Source organism: Paenalicyclobacillus cellulosilyticus (assembly GCF_014647315.1).
Lineage (GTDB): Bacteria > Bacillota > Bacilli > Alicyclobacillales > Alicyclobacillaceae > Alicyclobacillus_J > Alicyclobacillus_J cellulosilyticus.
The window spans coordinates 1-19256 of record NZ_BMOY01000006.1 but is presented as its reverse complement, the minus strand read 5'-3'; the positions used below and the strand labels follow the sequence as shown (position 1 = coordinate 19256).

At 64.5% G+C, this 19256-nt stretch carries 18 protein-coding genes and 1 pseudogene; 15 read left to right on the top strand and 4 right to left on the bottom strand.

From position 1 onward, the window contains the following. The first annotated feature begins 67 nt into the window (after positions 1 to 67). The 14 genes from fmdA to IEX97_RS02990 all read left to right on the top strand — a co-directional run bounded on the left by fmdA (position 68) and on the right by IEX97_RS02990 (position 14439). A complete protein-coding gene (gene fmdA / locus IEX97_RS03055) occupies positions 68 to 1246 on the top strand; it encodes a formamidase (protein WP_188881070.1) in 1179 nt (392 codons plus the stop codon). A gap of 10 nt (positions 1247 to 1256) precedes the next feature. Next, a complete protein-coding gene (locus IEX97_RS03050) occupies positions 1257 to 1532 on the top strand; it encodes an FmdB family zinc ribbon protein (protein WP_188881069.1) in 276 nt (91 codons plus the stop codon). A 50-nt stretch (positions 1533 to 1582) separates the two neighbouring features. Further along, positions 1583 to 2641 carry an aliphatic amidase gene (locus IEX97_RS03045; protein ID WP_188881068.1) on the top strand — a complete coding sequence of 353 codons (1059 nt, stop codon included), beginning with the start codon at positions 1583 to 1585 and terminating at the stop codon, positions 2639 to 2641. Continuing rightward, on the top strand, positions 2638 to 2940 hold the full coding sequence (locus tag IEX97_RS03040) for an urease subunit gamma (protein WP_188881066.1): 303 nt from the start codon (positions 2638 to 2640) through the stop codon (positions 2938 to 2940). The genes IEX97_RS03045 and IEX97_RS03040 overlap by 4 nt, the downstream gene beginning before the upstream one ends. A 13-nt stretch (positions 2941 to 2953) precedes the next feature. After that, a complete protein-coding gene (locus tag IEX97_RS03035) occupies positions 2954 to 3334 on the top strand; it encodes an urease subunit beta (RefSeq protein ID WP_188881065.1) in 381 nt (126 codons plus the stop codon). After that, positions 3331 to 5043: an urease subunit alpha gene (gene ureC, locus IEX97_RS03030; protein ID WP_188881063.1), complete on the top strand. Its 1713-nt coding sequence runs from the start codon at positions 3331 to 3333 to the stop codon at positions 5041 to 5043. The genes IEX97_RS03035 and ureC overlap by 4 nt, the downstream gene beginning before the upstream one ends. 82 nt (positions 5044 to 5125) lie before the next feature. Then, a complete protein-coding gene (locus tag IEX97_RS03025; protein WP_188881062.1) occupies positions 5126 to 5575 on the top strand; it encodes an urease accessory protein UreE in 450 nt (149 codons plus the stop codon). Then, positions 5565 to 6260 (top strand): urease accessory protein UreF, encoded by a 696-nt coding sequence (locus IEX97_RS03020; RefSeq protein ID WP_188881061.1) that lies wholly within the window; start codon positions 5565 to 5567, stop codon positions 6258 to 6260. Before IEX97_RS03025 ends, IEX97_RS03020 begins: the two co-directional genes overlap by 11 nt. A 76-nt stretch (positions 6261 to 6336) precedes the next feature. Then, a complete protein-coding gene (ureG, locus tag IEX97_RS03015) occupies positions 6337 to 6945 on the top strand; it encodes an urease accessory protein UreG (RefSeq protein ID WP_188881060.1) in 609 nt (202 codons plus the stop codon). Beyond that, the gene (locus tag IEX97_RS03010) at positions 6909 to 7841 is read left to right on the top strand and encodes an urease accessory protein UreD (protein ID WP_188881058.1); all 933 of its coding nucleotides are present in this window, start codon (positions 6909 to 6911) and stop codon (positions 7839 to 7841) included. The genes ureG and IEX97_RS03010 overlap by 37 nt, the downstream gene beginning before the upstream one ends. A gap of 81 nt (positions 7842 to 7922) precedes the next feature. Further along, complete coding sequence (locus IEX97_RS03005; protein ID WP_188881057.1) at positions 7923 to 9692, top strand: ABC transporter ATP-binding protein; 1770 nt, start codon at positions 7923 to 7925, stop codon at positions 9690 to 9692. Beyond that, positions 9689 to 11785, top strand: a complete 2097-nt coding sequence (locus IEX97_RS03000) for an ABC transporter ATP-binding protein (protein WP_188881055.1) — start codon at positions 9689 to 9691, stop codon at positions 11783 to 11785. The genes IEX97_RS03005 and IEX97_RS03000 overlap by 4 nt, the downstream gene beginning before the upstream one ends. Positions 11786 to 11932: 147 nt before the next feature. After that, positions 11933 to 13522: a citramalate synthase gene (gene cimA / locus IEX97_RS02995; RefSeq protein ID WP_188881054.1), complete on the top strand. Its 1590-nt coding sequence runs from the start codon at positions 11933 to 11935 to the stop codon at positions 13520 to 13522. Between the two features lie 83 nt (positions 13523 to 13605). Next, complete coding sequence (locus IEX97_RS02990) at positions 13606 to 14439, top strand: sugar phosphate isomerase/epimerase family protein (protein WP_188881053.1); 834 nt, start codon at positions 13606 to 13608, stop codon at positions 14437 to 14439. A gap of 207 nt (positions 14440 to 14646) precedes the next feature. Here the strand turns inward: IEX97_RS02990 and IEX97_RS02985 are convergent, their stop codons facing one another. From IEX97_RS02985 to IEX97_RS02970, 4 genes are all read right to left on the bottom strand, one after another. Then, entirely contained in the window at positions 14647 to 15282 is a 636-nt protein-coding gene (locus IEX97_RS02985; RefSeq protein ID WP_188881052.1) for a peroxiredoxin, read from the bottom strand. Positions 15283 to 15448: 166 nt separating this feature from the next. Next, complete coding sequence (locus IEX97_RS02980; RefSeq protein ID WP_229776306.1) at positions 15449 to 16444, bottom strand: HoxN/HupN/NixA family nickel/cobalt transporter; 996 nt, start codon at positions 16442 to 16444, stop codon at positions 15449 to 15451. Positions 16445 to 16638: 194 nt separating this feature from the next. After that, entirely contained in the window at positions 16639 to 16941 is a 303-nt protein-coding gene (locus IEX97_RS02975) for a HesB/YadR/YfhF family protein (protein ID WP_188881050.1), read from the bottom strand. Positions 16942 to 17107: 166 nt separating this feature from the next. Further along, positions 17108 to 18091, bottom strand: a complete 984-nt coding sequence (locus tag IEX97_RS02970; protein WP_188881049.1) for an FTR1 family protein — start codon at positions 18089 to 18091, stop codon at positions 17108 to 17110. A 383-nt stretch (positions 18092 to 18474) separates the two neighbouring features. Here IEX97_RS02970 and IEX97_RS02965 point away from each other — a divergent pair. After that, positions 18475 to 19256 (top strand): annotated as a pseudogene (locus IEX97_RS02965) (hypothetical protein); the annotation flags it as partial.

Genomic DNA, 19256 nt, shown 5'->3' with positions numbered 1-19256 from the left:
GTTGGCCAGCGTAAACCGATTGGTAAGTATGTTTAACATGAAAAGGCGGTTCCGGAGGAGGGTGTTTATGCCGGATGTATTATTTCGCGTCGATTTGTCAAAGCCGATGGCGGAGCAGGACGTGCCAGGTCACAATCGCTGGCATCCGGACATTCCCGCGGTGGTGTCGATCAATCCAGGCACGGAATTTCGGATTGAATGCAAGGAATGGACCGATGGTCAGATCCAAAACAACGACGATCCCAGCGACGTCCGGGACGTCGACTTGACCCGCGTGCATGTGTTGAGCGGTCCCATCTACGTCAACGGGGCGGAACCGGGTGATCTTTTGGTGGTGGACATCCTGGACATCGGCGCTCTGCCCGGTTCGGAGTGGGGTTACAACGGCATCTTCGCACGGGAGAACGGCGGCAGTTTTCTCGTCGACTACTTCCCGGAAGCGGCCAAATCCATCTGGGACTTCCACGGGATCTACGCCACGAGCCGGCATGTTCCGGGTGTTCGGTTCGCCGGGTTGATTCACCCAGGGCTCATCGGTGTGGCACCGTCTCATGAGCTGCTGGATCGATGGAACGCTCGTGAGCGCGAACTGGTTGCGACCCAACCGGATCGGGTTCCTCCGCTCGCCAACCTGCCGGAGCCGCGGGGTGCAGTGTTGGGCACGTTGAAAGGAGCCGAATTCGACCGCGTTGCGAAAGAGGCGGCGCGGACCGTACCCCCGCGGGAGAACGGAGGAAACTGCGACATCAAGAACCTCTCCAAAGGGAGCCGCATCTACTTCCCTGTGTTCGTGAAAGGCGCAAAGCTCTCTGTTGGCGACATCCATTTTTCCCAGGGTGACGGCGAGATCACCTTCTGCGGCGCCATCGAGATGAACGGATGGATCGACCTGCATGTGGACGTGATCAAAGGCGGCATGGCCAAGTACGGCATTGTTTCAAATCCGGTGTTCATCCCTGGACCTGTGGAGCCGCGGTACACCGAGTATTTGGTGTTCGAGGGGGTATCAGTGGATGAACGGACGGGTACTCAGACTTACTTGGATGCGCATGTGGCGTACCGGCGTGCCTGTCTCAATGCGATTCAATACCTGCAAACGGTCGGGTATACCGCGGAGCAAGCATATATGATCTTGAGCACCGCACCCGTGGAAGGAAGGATCAGCGGCATCGTGGACATCCCCAACGCATGCTGCACGTTGGCCATTCCAACCGCCATCTTTGAAAAAGACATCCTGCCTCGGTGAGGGATGGGACGTGCCGGTGTACGAATTCTGGTGTGAACGATGCGGGGAGTTTGCCAAACAGATGCCGATGCGGGAAGCGTCATCCACAGCAACGTGTCCCTCTTGCGGCCAAAGCGCGACGCGCATCTTCTCGAACATCGCAATCTGCGCGGTTTCAGGTGCTGTCCGCCGAAAGGAAGAGCAGGGTGAGGTGCCCAAGGTGATGACCCGCGACGAGTGGCGCGCGCAGACTGCGCACGAACATCGTCATCGTCATCCGGCGCGGCCGTGGCAGTTGGGACATTGAGTGCCAAGCGGTGTGGTGGTCGATGAGGAAAAAGTACAGGAGGGATGCACATGCGCCATGGCGACATCGCGAGCAGCAGAGACACCGTCGGTGTGGCGGTCGTGAACTACAAGATGCCGCGGCTGCACACGAAGGAAGAGGTGTTGGCCAACGCGCGGCGGATCGCCGACATGGTCGTCGGGATGAAAAAAGGGCTTCCAGGCATGGACCTGGTGGTGTTCCCGGAGTACAGCACGCACGGCATCATGTACGACGTCGACGAGATGCTCGCCACTGCATCGGAGATTCCTGGAGAAGAAACGGAGATCTTCGCCAATGCGTGCCGGCAAGCGAACACGTGGGGCGTGTTTTCGTTAACGGGCGAGCGGCACGAGGAGCACCCGCACAAGTGGCCGTACAACACGCTCATCCTCATCAACAACCGCGGCGAGATCGTACAGAAGTACCGCAAGATCATGCCATGGACGCCGATTGAGGGTTGGTATCCTGGGAACCAGACATACGTCACGCCTGGACCGAAGGGGTTGAAGGTCAGCCTCATCATCTGCGACGACGGCAATTATCCCGAGATTTGGCGGGATTGTGCGATGAAGGGCGCGGAGCTCATCGTCCGCGCGCAGGGTTACATGTATCCCGCGAAAGAGCAGCAGATCCTCATGGCGAAGGCGATGGCTTGGGCCAACAACTGCTACGTCGCGGTCGCCAACGCGGCCGGGTTCGACGGGGTGTACACCTACTTCGGCCACTCGGCCATCATCGGGTTCGACGGCAGGACGCTCGGAGAATGCGGCACGGAGGAGAACGGAATCCAGTACGCCGAGTTGTCGATCTCGCAGATTCGGGATTATCGTGCCAACGCCCATGCGCAAAACCACTTGTTCAAACTCCTGCACCGCGGCTACACCGGCATCCTGCACTCGGGCGACGGCGACAAAGGTGTGGCGGAATGCCCGTTTGACTTCTACAAGCGCTGGGTCACGGATCCCGAAGGGACGCGGATCATGGTGGAGTCCATCACGCGCTCGACCTTGGGGACGGCGGATTGTCAGGTAGAGGGCATCCCTGTGCCGGAGACGGCAGCCGAGGAGGCGGTGGTCGACCCGGTATGAGGCTGACGGAGCGTGAAAAAGAGAAGCTGTTCATCGTCGTCGCGGCGGATTTGGCGCGGCGGAGAAAGGAGAGGGGGCTCAAGCTCAATTACCCGGAGGCGGTCGCACTCATCACCTACGAGGTGATGGAAGGTGCGCGCGACGGCAAGACGGTGGCGGAGCTCATGTCGTACGGCCGGCAGATCTTGACGCGTGACGACGTGATGGAGGGCGTGCCGGAGATGATCGAGGAGATTCAGGTGGAGGCGACGTTTCCGGACGGCACGAAACTGGTGACGGTGCACCATCCGATTCCGTGAGAGGGGTGTCTGAGTGATTCCGGGCGAACGGGTGTTGGCGGATGAGCCGATTGTGTGCAATCCGGGCAAACCGGTCGTGACCCTGGAGGTGACGAATCGTGGTGACCGGCCGGTGCAGGTGGGCTCGCACTACCACTTCTATGAGGTCAATGACGCCCTTGTGTTTGACCGGTCCCGCGCCTTCGGGATGCGGCTCGACATCCCGGCGGGGACGGCGGTTCGCTTCGAACCCGGGGACACGAAGACCGTGCACCTCGTCCCATATGGCGGGTCGCGCCAGGTGTACGGGTTTCAAGGCCGGGTGAACGGAAGTTTGGCCGAAGGCCCAAGCAGCCACACACAAAATCGGGACGATGACCTCGGCGCAAGTCCGGATACGGGGGGAACGGCATGACCTTTTCGATGACGCGCAGGCAGTACGCGGACATGTTCGGCCCCACCACCGGGGATGCCGTGCGCCTCGCGGACACCGAATTGTTCATCGTGATCGAACGAGATCACACCGTCTATGGCGAGGAGGTGAAGTTCGGCGGCGGCAAGGTCATTCGGGACGGGATGGGGCAACACCCGCGCACGGCCCGGGTGGAGGGCGTGATGGACCTGGTCATCACCAATGCCATCGTCGTCGACTATACCGGGATCTACAAGGCGGACATCGGGGTGCGCGACGGGAAGATTGCGGCCATCGGCAAGGCGGGCAATCCGCTGGTGATGGACGGGGTGGATATGGTCATCGGCGCGTCCACGGAGGTCATCGCCGGGGAAGGAAAGATCCTGACGGCGGGCGGCGTGGACACCCATATCCACTTCATCTGCCCGCAGCAGATCGAGACGGCGCTCAGCTCGGGCGTGACGACGCTCATCGGGGGCGGCACGGGGCCGACCACCGGTACCAACGCCACCACGTGCACCCCCGGCGAGTGGCACATCTTCCGCATGCTCGAAGCGGCCGAGGCGTTTCCGGTCAATCTCGGCTTCCTCGGCAAAGGTAATGCGTCGGCGCGGGAGCCGCTCGCCGAGCAGGTGCAGGCGGGGGCGATTGGGCTGAAGCTGCACGAAGACTGGGGCAGCACACCGGAGGCCATCGATCACTGCCTGCGCGTCGCGGACGAGTTCGACGTCCAGGTCGCCATCCATACGGACACCCTGAACGAAAGCGGATTTGTCGAGCGCACCATCCAAGCCATCGGCGGCCGGGTCATCCACACGTACCACACGGAAGGGGCGGGCGGCGGCCACGCCCCCGACATCCTCAAGGTGGCGTCGTTGCCGAACGTCCTGCCGTCGTCCACCAACCCGACGCGGCCGTACACCCGCAACACGGTCGAGGAACACCTCGACATGTTGATGGTCTGTCACCACCTGGACCCGCACGTGCCGGAGGACGTGGCGTTCGCCGATTCGCGCATCCGGCCGGAGACCATCGCCGCCGAGGACGTGCTGCACGATCTCGGTGTCATCAGCATGATGAGCTCCGACTCGCAAGCGATGGGCCGCGTCGGCGAGGTGATTCTGCGCACGTGGCAGACGGCCGACAAGATGAAGCGGCAACGTGGCAAACTGCCCGCGGATACGGGCCTTGGCGACAACTTCCGCGTCAAGCGGTACATCGCGAAGTACACCATCAACCCGGCCATCACGCACGGCATCGCGGCGTACGTCGGATCGGTCGAGGTGGGCAAACTCGCGGACCTGGTCCTCTGGGATCCGGCGTTCTTCGGCGTCAAACCGGACCTCGTGCTCAAAGGCGGCATGGTGGTGTACAGCCTGATGGGCGATCCCGGCGCGTCCATCCCGACCCCGCAGCCGGTGATGTACCGGCCGATGTTCGCCGCGTTCGGTAAGGCGCGCCACGCCACCTCGCTCACCTTCCTGTCGCGGGCGGCGTACGAAGCGGGTGTCCATACGCGGCTGGGGCTGCAGAAGCAGGTGGTGCCGGTCGGCGGGGTGCGCCAGCTCTCCAAGCGGGACATGCGGTGGAACGACGCGCTTCCTGTCATCGACGTCGATCCGCAGACGTACGAGGTGCGGGTGGACGGGGAGGTCATCACCTGCCCGCCGGCCGAGGTGTTGCCGTTGGCGCAGCGCTACTTCCTTTTTTAAGGATGGGTTTCTGTCATATTTTTTCACGACGGACGGCTGCCGGAAGATGAACGCAGGCTTGTGGTGAAGGGGAGAGCATGCGGTGATTTTGGAAGCGCGGGTTGGACACGTCTCGACACACCCCTTGGACGGACGCACCGTGGAACGCATCCGCTTGTCGAGCCATGACCTCGCCAAACGTCTCCTGCGCGTGACCACGGATGCCGGGCGCGAGGTCGGCATCCGGCTGCCGGAAGGCACGGAGTTGCGCGACGGCGACATCCTCTGGATGGACGACCGGGTGGCCATCGTGATCGACGTCCTGCCGGAGGAGTTGCTCGTGGTCGGACCGCGCTCGCTGCGCGAGATGGGTGAGGTGGCGCACCAGTTGGGCAACCGTCACATCCCGGTGCAATTCGCGGACGACCTCCTCCTCGTCCAGTACGACTACCTGGTGGAGCGTTTGCTGCAGGAGTTGGAAGTGCCGTACCGGCGGGAGACGCGCAAAGTGGCGCGCCCGTTCCGGCACGTGGGGCACCATCATGCTTCATGAACCGCGCCTGCTCCTTTTGCTGCAGTGGTTTGACGCCAGCTTCCCGACCGGTGCGTACACCCAATCGTTCGGCCTGGAGACGTACATCCAGGAGGGCGTGGTGCGGGACGGGGGCACTTTGGCGGAGTTTGTCTGCGCGTACCTTTCTGGCCCGCTTTTGTACACGGACGCCATCGCGCTCCGCTCGGTGTACGAGTGGACATCTGCGGGTGAGACCGAGCATGTCTTTGCGGTCGATAACCTGCTCGCCGCACAGTGTCTGCCGAGTGAAGTCCGGGAAGGCGCGCGCCGGATGGGGGAGCGCCTGCTGCGCTTGATGGGCGATCTGTTCCCGGAGCAGGTCGTGTGGGTGGAATACCGGACACGCATCCGGGAGCACGCGGCGTACGGCCATCCGGCGGTCGTCTACGGCTTGGCCCTGGCGCAAGTGGGCATTCCTTTGCGGCAGGGGCTCACGGCCTACCTGTTCGCTTGCGTCAATGCCCTGGTGCAAAACGGTGTCCGCGCCATCCCGCTCGGCCAGACGGAGGGGCAACGCCTGCTGATGCGCCTGCATTCGCGGATCATGGCGTGCGCCGAGCGCGCCCTGGCGCTTGACTGGGACGATTTCGGCGCGGTGTCACCCGGGATGGAACTGGCGCAGATGCGGCACGAACGCCTGGATGTTCGCATCTTCATGTCGTGATCCGAAGCGCGTCCTGAAGCGGACACCGATGTTCTGAAACCGGCGTCTGCCAGGACGGCACGGGAGGAGGAAACGTATGCGGCCTGTCCGCATCGGCATCGGCGGCCCGGTCGGTGCCGGCAAGACGATGCTTGTCGACAAGCTCACGCGCCGGCTGTGCACCGAATACAGCGTCGCCGTCATCACCAACGACATCTACACCAAGGAGGACGCCAACTACCTCATCCGCCAGGGGGTGTTGCCACCCGACCGGATCATCGGCGTCGAGACCGGCGGCTGTCCGCACACCGCCATCCGGGAGGACGCGTCGATGAACTTCGCAGCCATCGAAGAGCTCACCTCCCGCCACCCGGACCTCGACCTCATCTTCATCGAAAGCGGCGGGGACAACCTGGCGGCGACGTTCAGCCCCGAGTTGGTCCACCTGTCCATCTACGTGATTGACGTGGCGCAAGGGGAAAAGATCCCGCGCAAGAACGGTCAGGGCATGATCAAGTCCGATCTGTTGGTCATCAACAAAATCGATCTCGCGCCGTACGTGGGGGCAAGCCTCGAGGTGATGGACCGCGACGCCCGGGCCGCGCGCGGCAACCGCCCCTTGTTTTTCACCAATCTGCGGGACGAGGTGGGACTGGAGGACGTGGTGACGTGGGTGAAACAACACGCGTTTCTGACCGGGCTGTGACGCCGCCAGGGGTGTGGCCAGATGCATGGGCCGCGGCGGCCGCACATGCGGCGGACCGTTCGTGCGCAGGGCGCCTCGCCTTGACGTTCGTCCGCAGCGGCCGGCGCACCGTGGCCGCGAAGGTCTACAGCGAGGGCGTGCTCAAAGCCTCGCCGCCGCTCTACCTTGCGGACGACGGTGCCGCCACGTGTTACCTCATCCACCTCGGTGGCGGCGGGGTGGCCGGCGACATGTACCACACCCGGCTGGAGCTGCAGGCAGGAGCCCGCGCCGTCCTCACGCCGCAATCCGCCACCAAGGTGTTTCGCTCGCAGCGCGCGCCGGTCGTCCAGACCACCCATGTGCACCTGGCCGCAGAGAGCAGCCTCGACCTGTGGGCGGAGCCGGTCATCGCGTACGAAGGGGCGCGGTACCGGCAAGTGACCGAGGTGGACATGGATCCGCGCGCCACCCTCCTCTGGACGGACATATTCACACCCGGTTGGGCGCCCGACGGCCGGCCGTACGCGTATGACGAGATCCGCGCCAAGTTGGTGGTACGCATGGCAGGTGAGTTGGTCCTCTACGATCACGTCCGCCTCGGCCCGCCTCCCGAACCGGCGTTGGCCTCGCCCTGGCCGCACGGCATCGGTCAACTGGAGGGGTACAGCCATTACGGTTCCATGCTGGTCATCGACCCGTACATGGACGAGACGTTCCGGGACCGGTTGTGGGAGGCGTTGGCCCCGTACGCCGCGCACGTGCGCGTCGGCCTCGCCGCCCTTCGCGTGCCCGGCTTCGCGCTGCGCGTGCTGGCGCCATCCACGCCCGCCATCGCAGCCGTGTTCCAGGTTGCGCGTGCCTTGGTGTACGAAGCGGTGTTCGGCTCACCGCCCGCTCCTCTCCGCAAGCTGTGACCCAGGCAGGAATGTCCCGGACTGCAGAGAACATGGTAAAGACGGGCAGCTGGACATTCTGCAACTGGGGGATTCGGCTTCGTGTTCGACGTGCTGCGCAAGCTCGGTTGGTTTTTTCGCGCGTACCGTTGGCAGTACACCATCGCCTTGAGCTTGTTGTTTTTGCTCAATTTCGTGGAGGTGGTGCCGCCGAAGCTGGTCGGATACGCCATCGACGAGATGAGCCAAGGGCTGCTCACCAAGGGACGTCTAAGCCTCATCCTGTGGGTCTACGGCCTCCTCATCCTGGTGAGCTACGGCTTTGGCTTCACGTGGATGTACTATCTCTACGGCGGGGCGAACGCCCTGCAACGCACGCTGCGATCCCGCTTGCTGGCCCACTTTCTCCGCCAGACGGCACCGTTTTTTGAACACCATCGCACCGGAGACCTGATGGCGCGCGCCACCAACGACCTCAATGCCGTCTCGCAGACGGCGGGCTTCGGCATGCTCACCCTCATCGATTCCACCACTTGGTCGGCCACCCTGCTCGTCACCATGGGGGTGTTCATCAGTTGGAAACTCACCGCCGTCTCCCTCCTGCCGTTGCCGGTCATCGCGCTGCTCGTCACCCGGTACGGGAAGTTGGTGCACGAGCGGTTCACCAAGGCGCAGGACGCGTTCGGGGCGATGAACGACCGCGTCCTCGAGACCATCGCCGGCATCCGCGTCATTCGCGCGTTCGTCCAGGAACGCCATGAAGAGCGCCGGTTCGCTGCGCAAATGGAGGATGTGTTTCAGAAGAACCTCGCGGTGGCGCGGGTCGACAGCCTGTTCGAACCGACCATCAAAGGGCTGGTCGGCCTCAGCTACCTGATGGGCCTCGGCTACGGCGCCTATCTGGTGTTTGCAGGGGAGATCACCCTCGGCGAACTGACCTCGTTCAACGTCTACCTCGGTATGCTCATCTGGCCGATGCTCGCAATTGGCGAGCTCATCAACATCATGCAGCGGGGCAACGCGTCGCTCGACCGCGTGAACGAGACGCTCGCCGAGACGCCGGCCGTGCAAGATGCGCCGGATCCCATCGACGTGGCGGTACCGGTGGTGGTGGAATTCCGCAACTACAGCTTCCGCTATCCGACGGCCGCCGCGGACAGCCTGTGCGGCATCTCGCTGCGCATCTGCCGCGGCCAGACGCTCGGCGTCGTGGGGCGCACGGGCAGCGGCAAGTCGACGCTCATCAAACAGCTGTTGCGCGAGTACCCCCCTGGCCATGCGGGCGGCCTGCTCATCAACGGCGTGCCCATCGAACGCATCCCGCTCGCGCGTGTGCGCGGGTGGTTGGGGTACGTCCCGCAGGACGCGCTGCTCTTCTCCCGTTCCATTCGGGACAACGTCCGCTTCGGGCGGCCGGAGGCGACGGACGAAGAGGTGTTGGCGGCGCTTGCGCAGGCCGGTTTTCTAAGCGATCTCGCCCTCATGCCCGACGGCCTCGACACCTTGGTCGGGGAACGCGGCGTCTCGCTCTCCGGAGGGCAGAAGCAGCGGATTGCGCTCGCACGGGCGTTGCTTGCCGACCCGGAGATCCTGCTCCTCGACGACGCGATGTCGGCGGTGGATGCCCGGACGGAGGCGCACATCCTGCATGCGGTGCGCCAGGCGCGCCGGGGGCGGACCACCGTCATCGCCAGCCACCGCATGGCGGCCGTGGAGCACGCCGACTGGATTGTGGTGCTCGACGCCGGCCGCATCGTGGAGGAGGGCACGCATGCCGACCTGATGGACCGCGGCGGATGGTACAGAGCGCAGTACGTCCGCCAGCAGTTGGAAGCGGCAAGCAGCGCAGCGGAAGGGGGAGAGGGCGCATGAACGAGGCGCACGGGGCCGGTGCGCAAGGGACGAGCCGGGACCGCTCGGCCCGTAGGGCGGGCGGCGGGATTGGCTGGCGCCTGCTCGGTTACGCCCGCATGTTCAAATGGCAGATCCTCACCGCGCTGGCGATGCTCTCCGTCGCGGTCGCCGCCGATCTCACCGGTCCCTTGATCGCCAAAGCGATGATTGACCGGCACATCGTGGGCATTCAGACGGTCTGGTACGAGGTGGGCGGACCGGGGCCGGACCGGGTGTTTTTCCGCGGCCGTTGGTACGAGCGGTCGGCGTACCTCCCGCCGGCAGCCCGGCATGGCCGGGTTGTGCACCTGGCGGAAGCGGGCCGGGGGTTTTACCTGATTGCCGGCAGGTGGCCCGCCGGACCTGCGGGCGCGGTGACGGTGCATCCGCTCGGGCAGAGCGCCGTGGTGGTCGAGGCGGGCGGCAGGAAGGTACGGCTGCCGGCGGTGCGTTTGTCCGCCCGCGAACTGTTCCGCTTTTATCAACCGGAGATCCCGCGTCTGTGGCGGCTCGCGGGGGTGTACCTCGCGCTCATCGCCGTGTCGGCAGGGCTCACGTACGGGCAACAACTGGGGTTGCAGGTGGCGGCCAACCGCATCCTGCAGACGATGCGGATGCAGGTGTACCGCCAGATCCACCGCCTGCCCGTCCGCTATTTTGACGAGACGCCGGCCGGCAAGATGGTGTCGCGGATCACGAACGACACCGAGGCCATCCGGGACTTCTACGTGACGGTGCTCGCCAACGTGATCGCGAGCGGCATCAACATGGCCGGGATCTATGTGGCGCTGTTTCTGCTCGACGTCCGGCTGGCTCTGGTGTGCTGCCTGCTTTTGCCCATGCTCTTGGTGTGGGTCTGGTTGTACCGGCGGTACGCCGGCCGGGTCAATCAGCGCATCCGTGCGCTGTTGGCGGAGATCAACGGGATGATCCACGAGACCATCCAGTGCATGCCGGTCATCCACGCCTTCAACCGGGAACGGCGGACGCTGGCGGAGTTCGAGGAGTTGAACCAGGCTTACTTTCAAGGGCAGACCCGGCTTTTGGTCATCAACTCGCTGACCGGGTACAACCTGTCGTGGACGCTGCGCAATCTGTTCTTCGTCGCGCTCATCGCCTACTTCGGCTGGCGCTACCTGCGCCTGCCGGGCGGCATCTCGTACGGGACGCTGTACGCATTCGTCGATTACCTGGGCCGGCTGTTTCAGCCGGTGGTGCAGGTGGTCAACCAGCTGTCCAACTTGGAGCAGGCGCGGGCGTCGGCGGAGCGGGTGTTTGCGCTGCTCGATATGCCCGGGGAGGACGTGGCGGACGGCAGCATGCCGCGCATCCGCGGTGACGTGGAGTTTGAGGACGTGTGGTTCTCGTACGACGGAAAGGACGATGTGTTGCGGGGCATCAGCTTCTCGGTGCGCCAGGGCCAGACGGTCGCCATCGTGGGGCACACCGGATCGGGCAAGAGTTCCATCATGAACCTGTTGTTCCGGTTTTACGAGCCGCGGTCTGGTCGCATCCGGGTCGACGGCATGGACATCCGCGACATCCCGGCCCAGCACCTGCGGCGGCATATGGCGATTGTGCTGCAGGACCCGTTTTTGTTCACCGGCACCATCGCCTCGAACGTCAGCCTGGACGATCCCGCCATTTCCCGGGAACGGGTGGATTGGGCGCTGCGCGAAGTGGGTGCGGACCGATTGCTCGCCGGACTGCCGAACGGATGGGATGAGCCGGTGGTGGAGCGGGGGAGCACGTTGTCCGCAGGCCAGCGCCAGCTCATCTCGTTTGCGCGGGCGCTGGCGTTCGATCCGGCCATTCTCGTCCTCGACGAGGCGACCGCGAGCATCGACACGGAGACGGAGGCGGCCATCCAGCGGGCGCTGGAGGTGCTCAAGCGCGGGCGGACGACGTTCATCATCGCCCATCGTCTCGCCACCATTCGCCACGCCGACATGATCCTGGTCCTGGAGCGCGGCCGCATTGTCGAGCGCGGCACGCACGACGAATTGATGGCGCGGCGCGGAAGGTATTACCAGATGTACCGCCTGCAACTCGGCGACGCGTCCTCGGCGTGACAGCAGCAACCGTTGTCTCCGGCGGGAATTCGAGTATCATGAAAGTAATTCTGCTGTCGAGGCAGTTCGAATGCAGCGCGGCCGCGCCGAGCCGTTCGGCTGGACGGCCCGTGCCACGGTGTGACGGCTGAGGCGAGGGGATACGGAATGGAACGCGTTTGGTTGCTGGATACCACGCTCAGGGACGGGACGCAGGCAGAGGGCATCAGCCTCACGGTGACCGACAAGCTGCGGATAGCGAAAAAATTGGACGATCTCGGCATCGCCTACATCGAGGGCGGCTTTCCGGCCGCGAATCCGAAGGACCAGGAGTTCTTCCGCCGTGCCCGTACGGAGCTGGTGCTGCGGCATGCGAAGCTGGCCGCGTTCGGCAGTACCCGCCGTCCTTCCGTGCGCGCGGAGGATGACGAAGGCTTGCGGGCGCTCCTCGCTTCCGGCGCGCCGGTGGTGACGATTGTCGGCAAGGCGTGGGACTTTCATGTGCATGAAGCCCTGCGCGTCAGCCTGGAGCAGAACCTCGACATGATCTCGGATACGGTCGCCTTCCTCAAGCGTCACGGCCGCGAGGTCATCTTTGACGCGGAACACTTCTTCGACGGGTACCGCCACAACCCGGAATACGCCGTCGCCACGCTGCAGGCGGCGGAGGCGGCGGGCGTGGACTGGGTCACGTTGTGCGACACCAACGGCGGCAGCCTGCCCGGCCAGGTGGCGGAGGTGGTCCGCGCGGTGCGCAGCCGGGTGAAGGTGCCCATCGGCATCCACACCCACAACGATGGGGACCTGGCGGTGGCCAACACCCTGGCCGCGGTGGAGGAAGGCGCGACCATGGTCCACGGGACCATCAACGGCATTGGCGAGCGGTGCGGCAACGCGAACCTCATATCCATCATTCCCAATCTGGAGCTCAAGCTGCGCCGGCCGTGCCTGCCTACGCCCGACCACCTGCGCCTGCTCACGGAGACGGCGCGCTACGTGTGCGAGATTGCCAATCTCGTGCCGCACAGCTACCAGCCGTTCGTGGGCCACAGCGCATTCGCCCACAAGGGCGGCATTCACGTCAGCGCCATTTCGCGCAATCCGGAGACGTACGAACACATCCCGCCGGAATTGGTTGGCAACACGCGGCGCGTCCTCGTCTCCGAGCTCTCGGGGCTCTCGAATCTCCTGCACAGGGCGCAGGAGATGGGGCTCGACACCTCGGGCAAGACGGAAGAGATGCGGGAGCTGCTGCAGGAGATCAAGCGCATGGAGTACGAGGGCTATCAGTTTGAGGGGGCGGAGGCGTCTCAGGAGCTGCTCTTGTTGCGCGCGTTCGGGGATTACAAGGAAGCGTTCGAGGTGCTGTCGATGCGCGTCGTGGCGTCGCAGCACTCGGGCAGCGACATCACCGCCGAGGCCATCGTGAAGCTGGCGGTGGGCGGCCAAACGGTGCACACGGTGGCCGAGGGCAACGGGCCGGTCAACGCCCTTGACAACGCCCTGCGCAAGGCCATCCAGCCGTTCTATCCGGCCATCGAGACGATGCACCTGACGGACTACAAGGTGCGGGTGTTGGATGAAAAGGAAGGGACGGCGGCCAAGGTGCGCGTGCTGATTGAGTCGACCGACGGCCACCAGGTCTGGCGGACGGTCGGCGTATCCGAAAACGTGATTGAAGCCAGCTGGGAGGCCTTGGTCGACAGCATTCAGTACTTCCTGCTCTGCGTGGCCAAGGCACAGCCTGCGGCGGTGTGAGGCGTTGCCGGCGCGGTGCGCGGACGTGATGGCGTACCGCGACAGGATGTTGAAGGCGTGATGGCGGGGGAGGAAGACAACGCATGAGGCTGGGAGGACCTGTGTTTGTGCAGCACCCGGACCCGGAGGGCTGGGTGCGGGCGGTGCAGGCGGAGGGGTACCGGGCGACCGTGTTTCCCCTCAACCATGAAGCGCCGCCGGATGTGGTGCGGGCGTACCGGGATGCGGCCAATGCTGCCGACATCCTCATTGCGGAGGTGGGGGCGTGGAGCAATCCCATCAGCCCGGATGACGAGGTGCGCAAACAGGCGATTGCTTACTGCCAGGCGCAGTTGGCGCTGGCGGAGGAGATTGGCGCCCGGGTGTGCGTGAACATCGCCGGATCGCGCGGGGAACAATGGGACGGGCCGCATCCCGACAACTTCTCGGACGACACGTTTGCGCTCATCGTCGACACGGTGCGCGAGATCATCGACGCCGTGCGGCCGGTGCGGACCTGTTTCGCCCTGGAGACGATGCCCTGGGCGCTGCCCGATTCGCCGGACACATACCTTGACATCCTGCGCGCCGTGGACCGGCCGGCGTTGGCGGTGCACTTGGACCCGGTGAACATGATCACTTCGCCCAGGCGGTACTACCGCAACGGGGAGTTCATTCGCGAGTGCTTCCGCAAGCTGGGACCGTTCATTCGCTCTTGCCACGGGAAGGACATCACGCTCGGCGGCAAGCTCACCGTGCACCTCTCCGAGACCATCCCCGGCACAGGCCATCTCGATTACGAGGTGTTCCTGACGGAGCTCGACCGGTTGCATCCGGACACGCCGTTGTTGTTGGAGCACCTGTCTTCGCCGGAGGAATACCGGCAGGCGGCGGCGTACGTGCGCCAGGTGGCGGCGCGGATCGGCGTGTCCCTTTGACACACCGTGAGACGGTGTGCCGTTCTGAAAACGCCTTGGGTCACTTGGGGTCACTCTGCCGCCGGGAAGAAACGGGCTTTCGTGCGTGGAAAAAAGCGCCCCCTTACGGAGAAGGGGGCGCGGTGAAAGCCGCGCCGCACGTGATGCGGCGAGGCGAGCGGCTGTTTCCCGAAACCAGACCGGACCATGCCGGTATGCCGGTACGGTTCAGACCGACTTGGTGCGCAGATACCACTTGTGGTAGGTGTACCCTTTGGCTGCGGCTTCCTCTTTGCTCTCCACCGCATCCAGGCTGGCCGGCGGCGGCACCACGACCTCAGAGCCCGGCGTCCAGTCGGCCGGCGTGGACACACCGTGCTTGTCGGCCGTCTGCAGCGCGTCGATGACGCGCAGGATCTCCGAGATGTTGCGGCCCACGTTCATCGGGTAGTAGATCATGGCCCGCAGGATGCCCTTGTCGTCGATGAAGAACACGGTGCGCACCGTCGCGGTGGTGCTGGCGCCCGGCTGAATCATCCCGTACAGGTTGGATACCTTCATGTCCAGGTCGGCGATGACCGGGAAGTTGACCTTCACGCCCGCGAGGTCTTCGATGTCCTTCATCCAGGCGATGTGCGCCTGCACTCCGTCGACCGACAGGCCAATCAGCTGCACGTTGCGCTGCTCAAATTCCGGTGCGCGGCGTGCGAACTGCACGAACTCGGTGGAGCAAACCGGTGTGAAATCGGCAGGGTGCGAGAACAACACCACCCACTTGCCGCGGTAGTCGCTCAGTTTGATGCGGCCATGGGTCGAATTGGCCTCAAATTCCGGTGCCGGCTCGTTCAGGCGTGCCAAGCTCATGGACCATTCCTCCTCTTGAGTTTCAGGACGTCACAGCGGACGTCTCTGCATGACACCCATAGTATAAATCACGATATCCCTATGGGACAACTAATTTTAAGGAGTTGTGTGCATGTTTCGATCCCGGACGGGCCAGGATGCAGAACCGGGGCGGCGGGTCCTCGCATCATCCCCGTTTTGCCTCCTGCAAGCCCGCCGGCCGATCGCGGCGCAGCCATTTCCAAGCTCCAAGCGATACCAGCCAACAGAGCAAGAACAGCGCCACAATCACGTAGCCGAGGGTACCGAGATCGACGTTTTGGAGCGCGGTCCACACCGCCCCCCGCAGGCCGAGTTCGTCGCCCGCCAATTGGGCGAATTCCGTGATGCCGATGCCCAGCGCGGCGACCACCGCCAGCCCCGTCACGCACAGGTTGTACGTGCGCCGGCGCTCCGGGACTGCGAACGCCCAACCGTAAGCCTTGGTCATGAGCACCCCGTCCAGCGTGTCCATGGCGCTCATGCCTGCCGTGAACAAAAGCGGCAGGCTGAGGACCGCAGGGACGGAGGCAGCCTGATGGGCGACCTGCGCCGACAGCACGAGCAGCGCGACTTCGGTCGCCGTGTCAAATCCCAGCCCGAACAGGAAGCCGACGGGGTAGATGTGCCATGCCCGGTTGATGAGGCGCGTCAGGCGCGGCAACAGGACGGCGAACACCCCGCGCACGTGGTGGCCGTCACCGCCGTGTGCCGCGCGGGGACGGCGCCAGATGCGGATGAAGACGGCCAGGTTCATGAGACCCATCGCGATGAGAAATCCACCCGAGACGAACGTCCCCACCAGGCCGCCGTACACGTGCCAGCGCGGCAACACACGTTCCGCCCAGGTCGCCGCGATGGCGGTGGCGACCGACATGATGCACACGACCGTCGCGTGTCCGAGCGAGAAGTAGAAACCGACGCCGCGCGGGTTCTTTCCTTCTTCGAGCAGCTTGCGGACCGTGTTGTCGATGGCGGCGATGTGGTCCGCGTCGAACGCGTGGCGCAATCCGAACGCGTAGGCGAGCGCGCCCAGACCCCACAGTGCCGGCCGGCCGTGGGCGCCGACGACCAGGCAGGCAAGCGCAATCACGTGCAGGCCGAGCACCACCGCGAAGTAGGGAGCGGATGGCGGACGTGTCAAGCGTGTTCCCTCCCGTGGGTTCATCCCTCGTGGTTGGGTGATGGCGGACGGGCGGTCACCCGCCATTCTACCATATTTATGCGCAGGGTTGAGACGGGAGACCTGCTCGGCCGGGAAGCGATGCAGGATGCGGGGGACTGCCGGTATGTCGGGAAAACCAGATGCAGGAGAGGGGCACGAACACACCCGCGCATTCAGTGGGCCGCGCGGGTGCCGACGACAAACTCCGGTCCTTCTTCCTTGTCGTTGTATTCGATGGTCAAATCGTGTCCGTCGAAATACCACAGGTCGCTGTGCCGGATGTAGAACCGGATACCGTCTTGTTCCGTGCAGGATCCGACATCCGCGGGGGGTTCGACAGCCAGCCCGAGGGAAAACCCGGGTTGAAATTGGGGGCTTCCGCCGTAACGGACGTAGATGCGCACCCAGTCGCCGGGACGGACGTTCAGTTCTTCGCGCATCCAGGACACGGCGCGCGGCGAGACGTCGATGTGCATGCGGGGTTCCTCCTTTTGGCGGCACCCGTCTTGTGTCCATCTTGCATCCCTGGCGGCGCGGCGTCAATGGCACAAAGCGACCGGTCGCTGCGGACCATGCGGCGTCAGGTCCTCGTGCGCCTGGCAACAAGCAAGGCGCGCCGTGACGACGCGCCTGCCCTGGGTGTCAGTCGTGTATCCCGTTGGCATTGCTCGCCGCCAGGGCTTGGCGGCGCGGTTTCCACACCCGGAGGTATTCGGCCGCGAAGTACGATCCCACGACGAACAATGCGGCGAACGCCTGTCCGGTCAAGCCTTCGATGTTGGGGAAGGTGGCGAACCAGACGTTGATCCACCCCGGGAAGTCGACGCCGATGGGGGTGGTGGACAACCAGCCGGCCTGCTGCATCTCTTGCACGGTTTCGCCCACCATGACGACGAGCACCACGCCGAGCATGATGCCGGTGAGCACCAGCATCTTCTTGTACGGCAGCTTCCGGTGCGCGGCAAACGTGAGCATGGCCACCAAACCTGTCAACCCCATCCCTGTCAGCGCGCCCCACAGCACGGCGCCCGAACCGACCTGCAACCGGATGGACTGGAGAAAGAGGACAATTTCAAACCCTTCCCGGTACATTGCCGAGAATCCGAGCAGCACGAGTCCCCTGTACACCGCGGGGGTAAGACGTCCGCCCGCGTCCTGCGCCAACGCGAGGATGTCCTGTTTCTTCCGGTTGTGGTGGGCAATCCACCCTGTCCAATACACGCGATGGAAGAACCAGTTCATGACGACCAACAGCACGATGACCGCGAGCAGCCCGGTCGCCGCCTGCACGTCGTATTCCGGCGCGCGCACGGCGGAAATGAGCGCCACGACCACAACCCAGGTGGCGAGCGTGGCCAAGAAGGCGAGGCCGGAACCTTGGGCCACAGGACGCCAGTAGCTCGTCTGCGTGCGCATCAGGCTGGCGGTGATGGCCGCCAGGACGAGGATGGCTTCCAGCCCCTCGCGAAAGACGAGGATGCCGGTGTCGAGGATGGCTGCCGCGCGCGTGAGGTGGCTCGCCGTCGGGTCTGGGTTGCCGTGGGCGGCGAGACCCTGCCAGACCATCGCCGCGATCACGACGCTCGCGGCGAGTCCGAGGAGCAGATTCCGGATGGATGCAGACACGCACCAAACCTCCTTGTTCGCGTCCGGGAACGCGTCCGGTTTGCGGCCGGCGGGCACGTTCCCGGGACGATGTCGACGCAGCCGCTCGTCCGTCCTGCATGGTTCGCCCGGACAAAGTTGACTGCGTTACTCATCTTTATCCAGAGGTTATCATTTGTACATGCGAATTTCAATAGTTAGTGTCGACGAATTGAAGTATTTCTTTGTCCAAACAATCACGAATGCTTCTTGCGGGAGAACACACCAGAAGACGCGCCGGGACCTTGCGCGGCGGCACCGGTGCGGCGGCGGGAAGGCCGCGCGAGACGGGATTGTCGCCCGTGTCGAAACACGTCTATAATCGCGGTGAACGGCAAACGTCCGTCGAGGCGAGAGGGGAACCGATGAAGACACTGCGGGGATATGAAGCCATCGAAATTGCGCAGTTGTACAGCATTCCTCTGTACGATCTGCAACACCAGACAGAACGGCCGGTGGAGAGCGTGCGGGAGGACATCGCCCATGGTCGCAACCCGCACGATTTTGTCATCGACGGCTGGCCGGAGTCCGAGGAGGAGGGCCAGCGCATCGTTCTGGCGTACTTCCACCGGGCGCTGAAGGAGCGTCACTGGCACGAGGTGCGGGTGGCCGACGTGATCGCGGAGCCTGAATGGGCGTTCCCGCTGCACCCCGTCGCGGCAGAATGGGCGGCGGAGCGGCTGGCTGAACAGGGACAGCTGGAGTTGGTCGACGCGCGCGGGGAGAGCCCCTTGTACCGCATTCCGCGCACCGTTTACTTCCGTGCGTCGTTCCTGGAGACGCTGCGCACCTTGGTCTGCGAAGAGTGCGCCACCCTGAACGTGGAGGAGCCGTTCCACGAGGCGTGCCTGCAAAACGTGCTGGAATTTTTGCGGCACAACCACTTCCGGCTGGGCGACATCGCGGAACAGTACCTGCTTCCGTCCGCGCGGCCGCGGGCGGTGCGGCGCGTGCGCACGGGAGCAGGGATGCGATGGCTCACGCAGACGGCGAAGGCGGCCAAAGCGCGGTGGCAGACGGCGCTGCGGTTGCGATCCCGCCTGTCCGGCGCAGCGGAGGACGCCGTGCCGTCCTCCGGCGCGGACGAGCCTCGCACCTCGTGGGCCGCGGGAGGCGCCGGTCCCGCGGGCGGACGGCACGGCGTCCT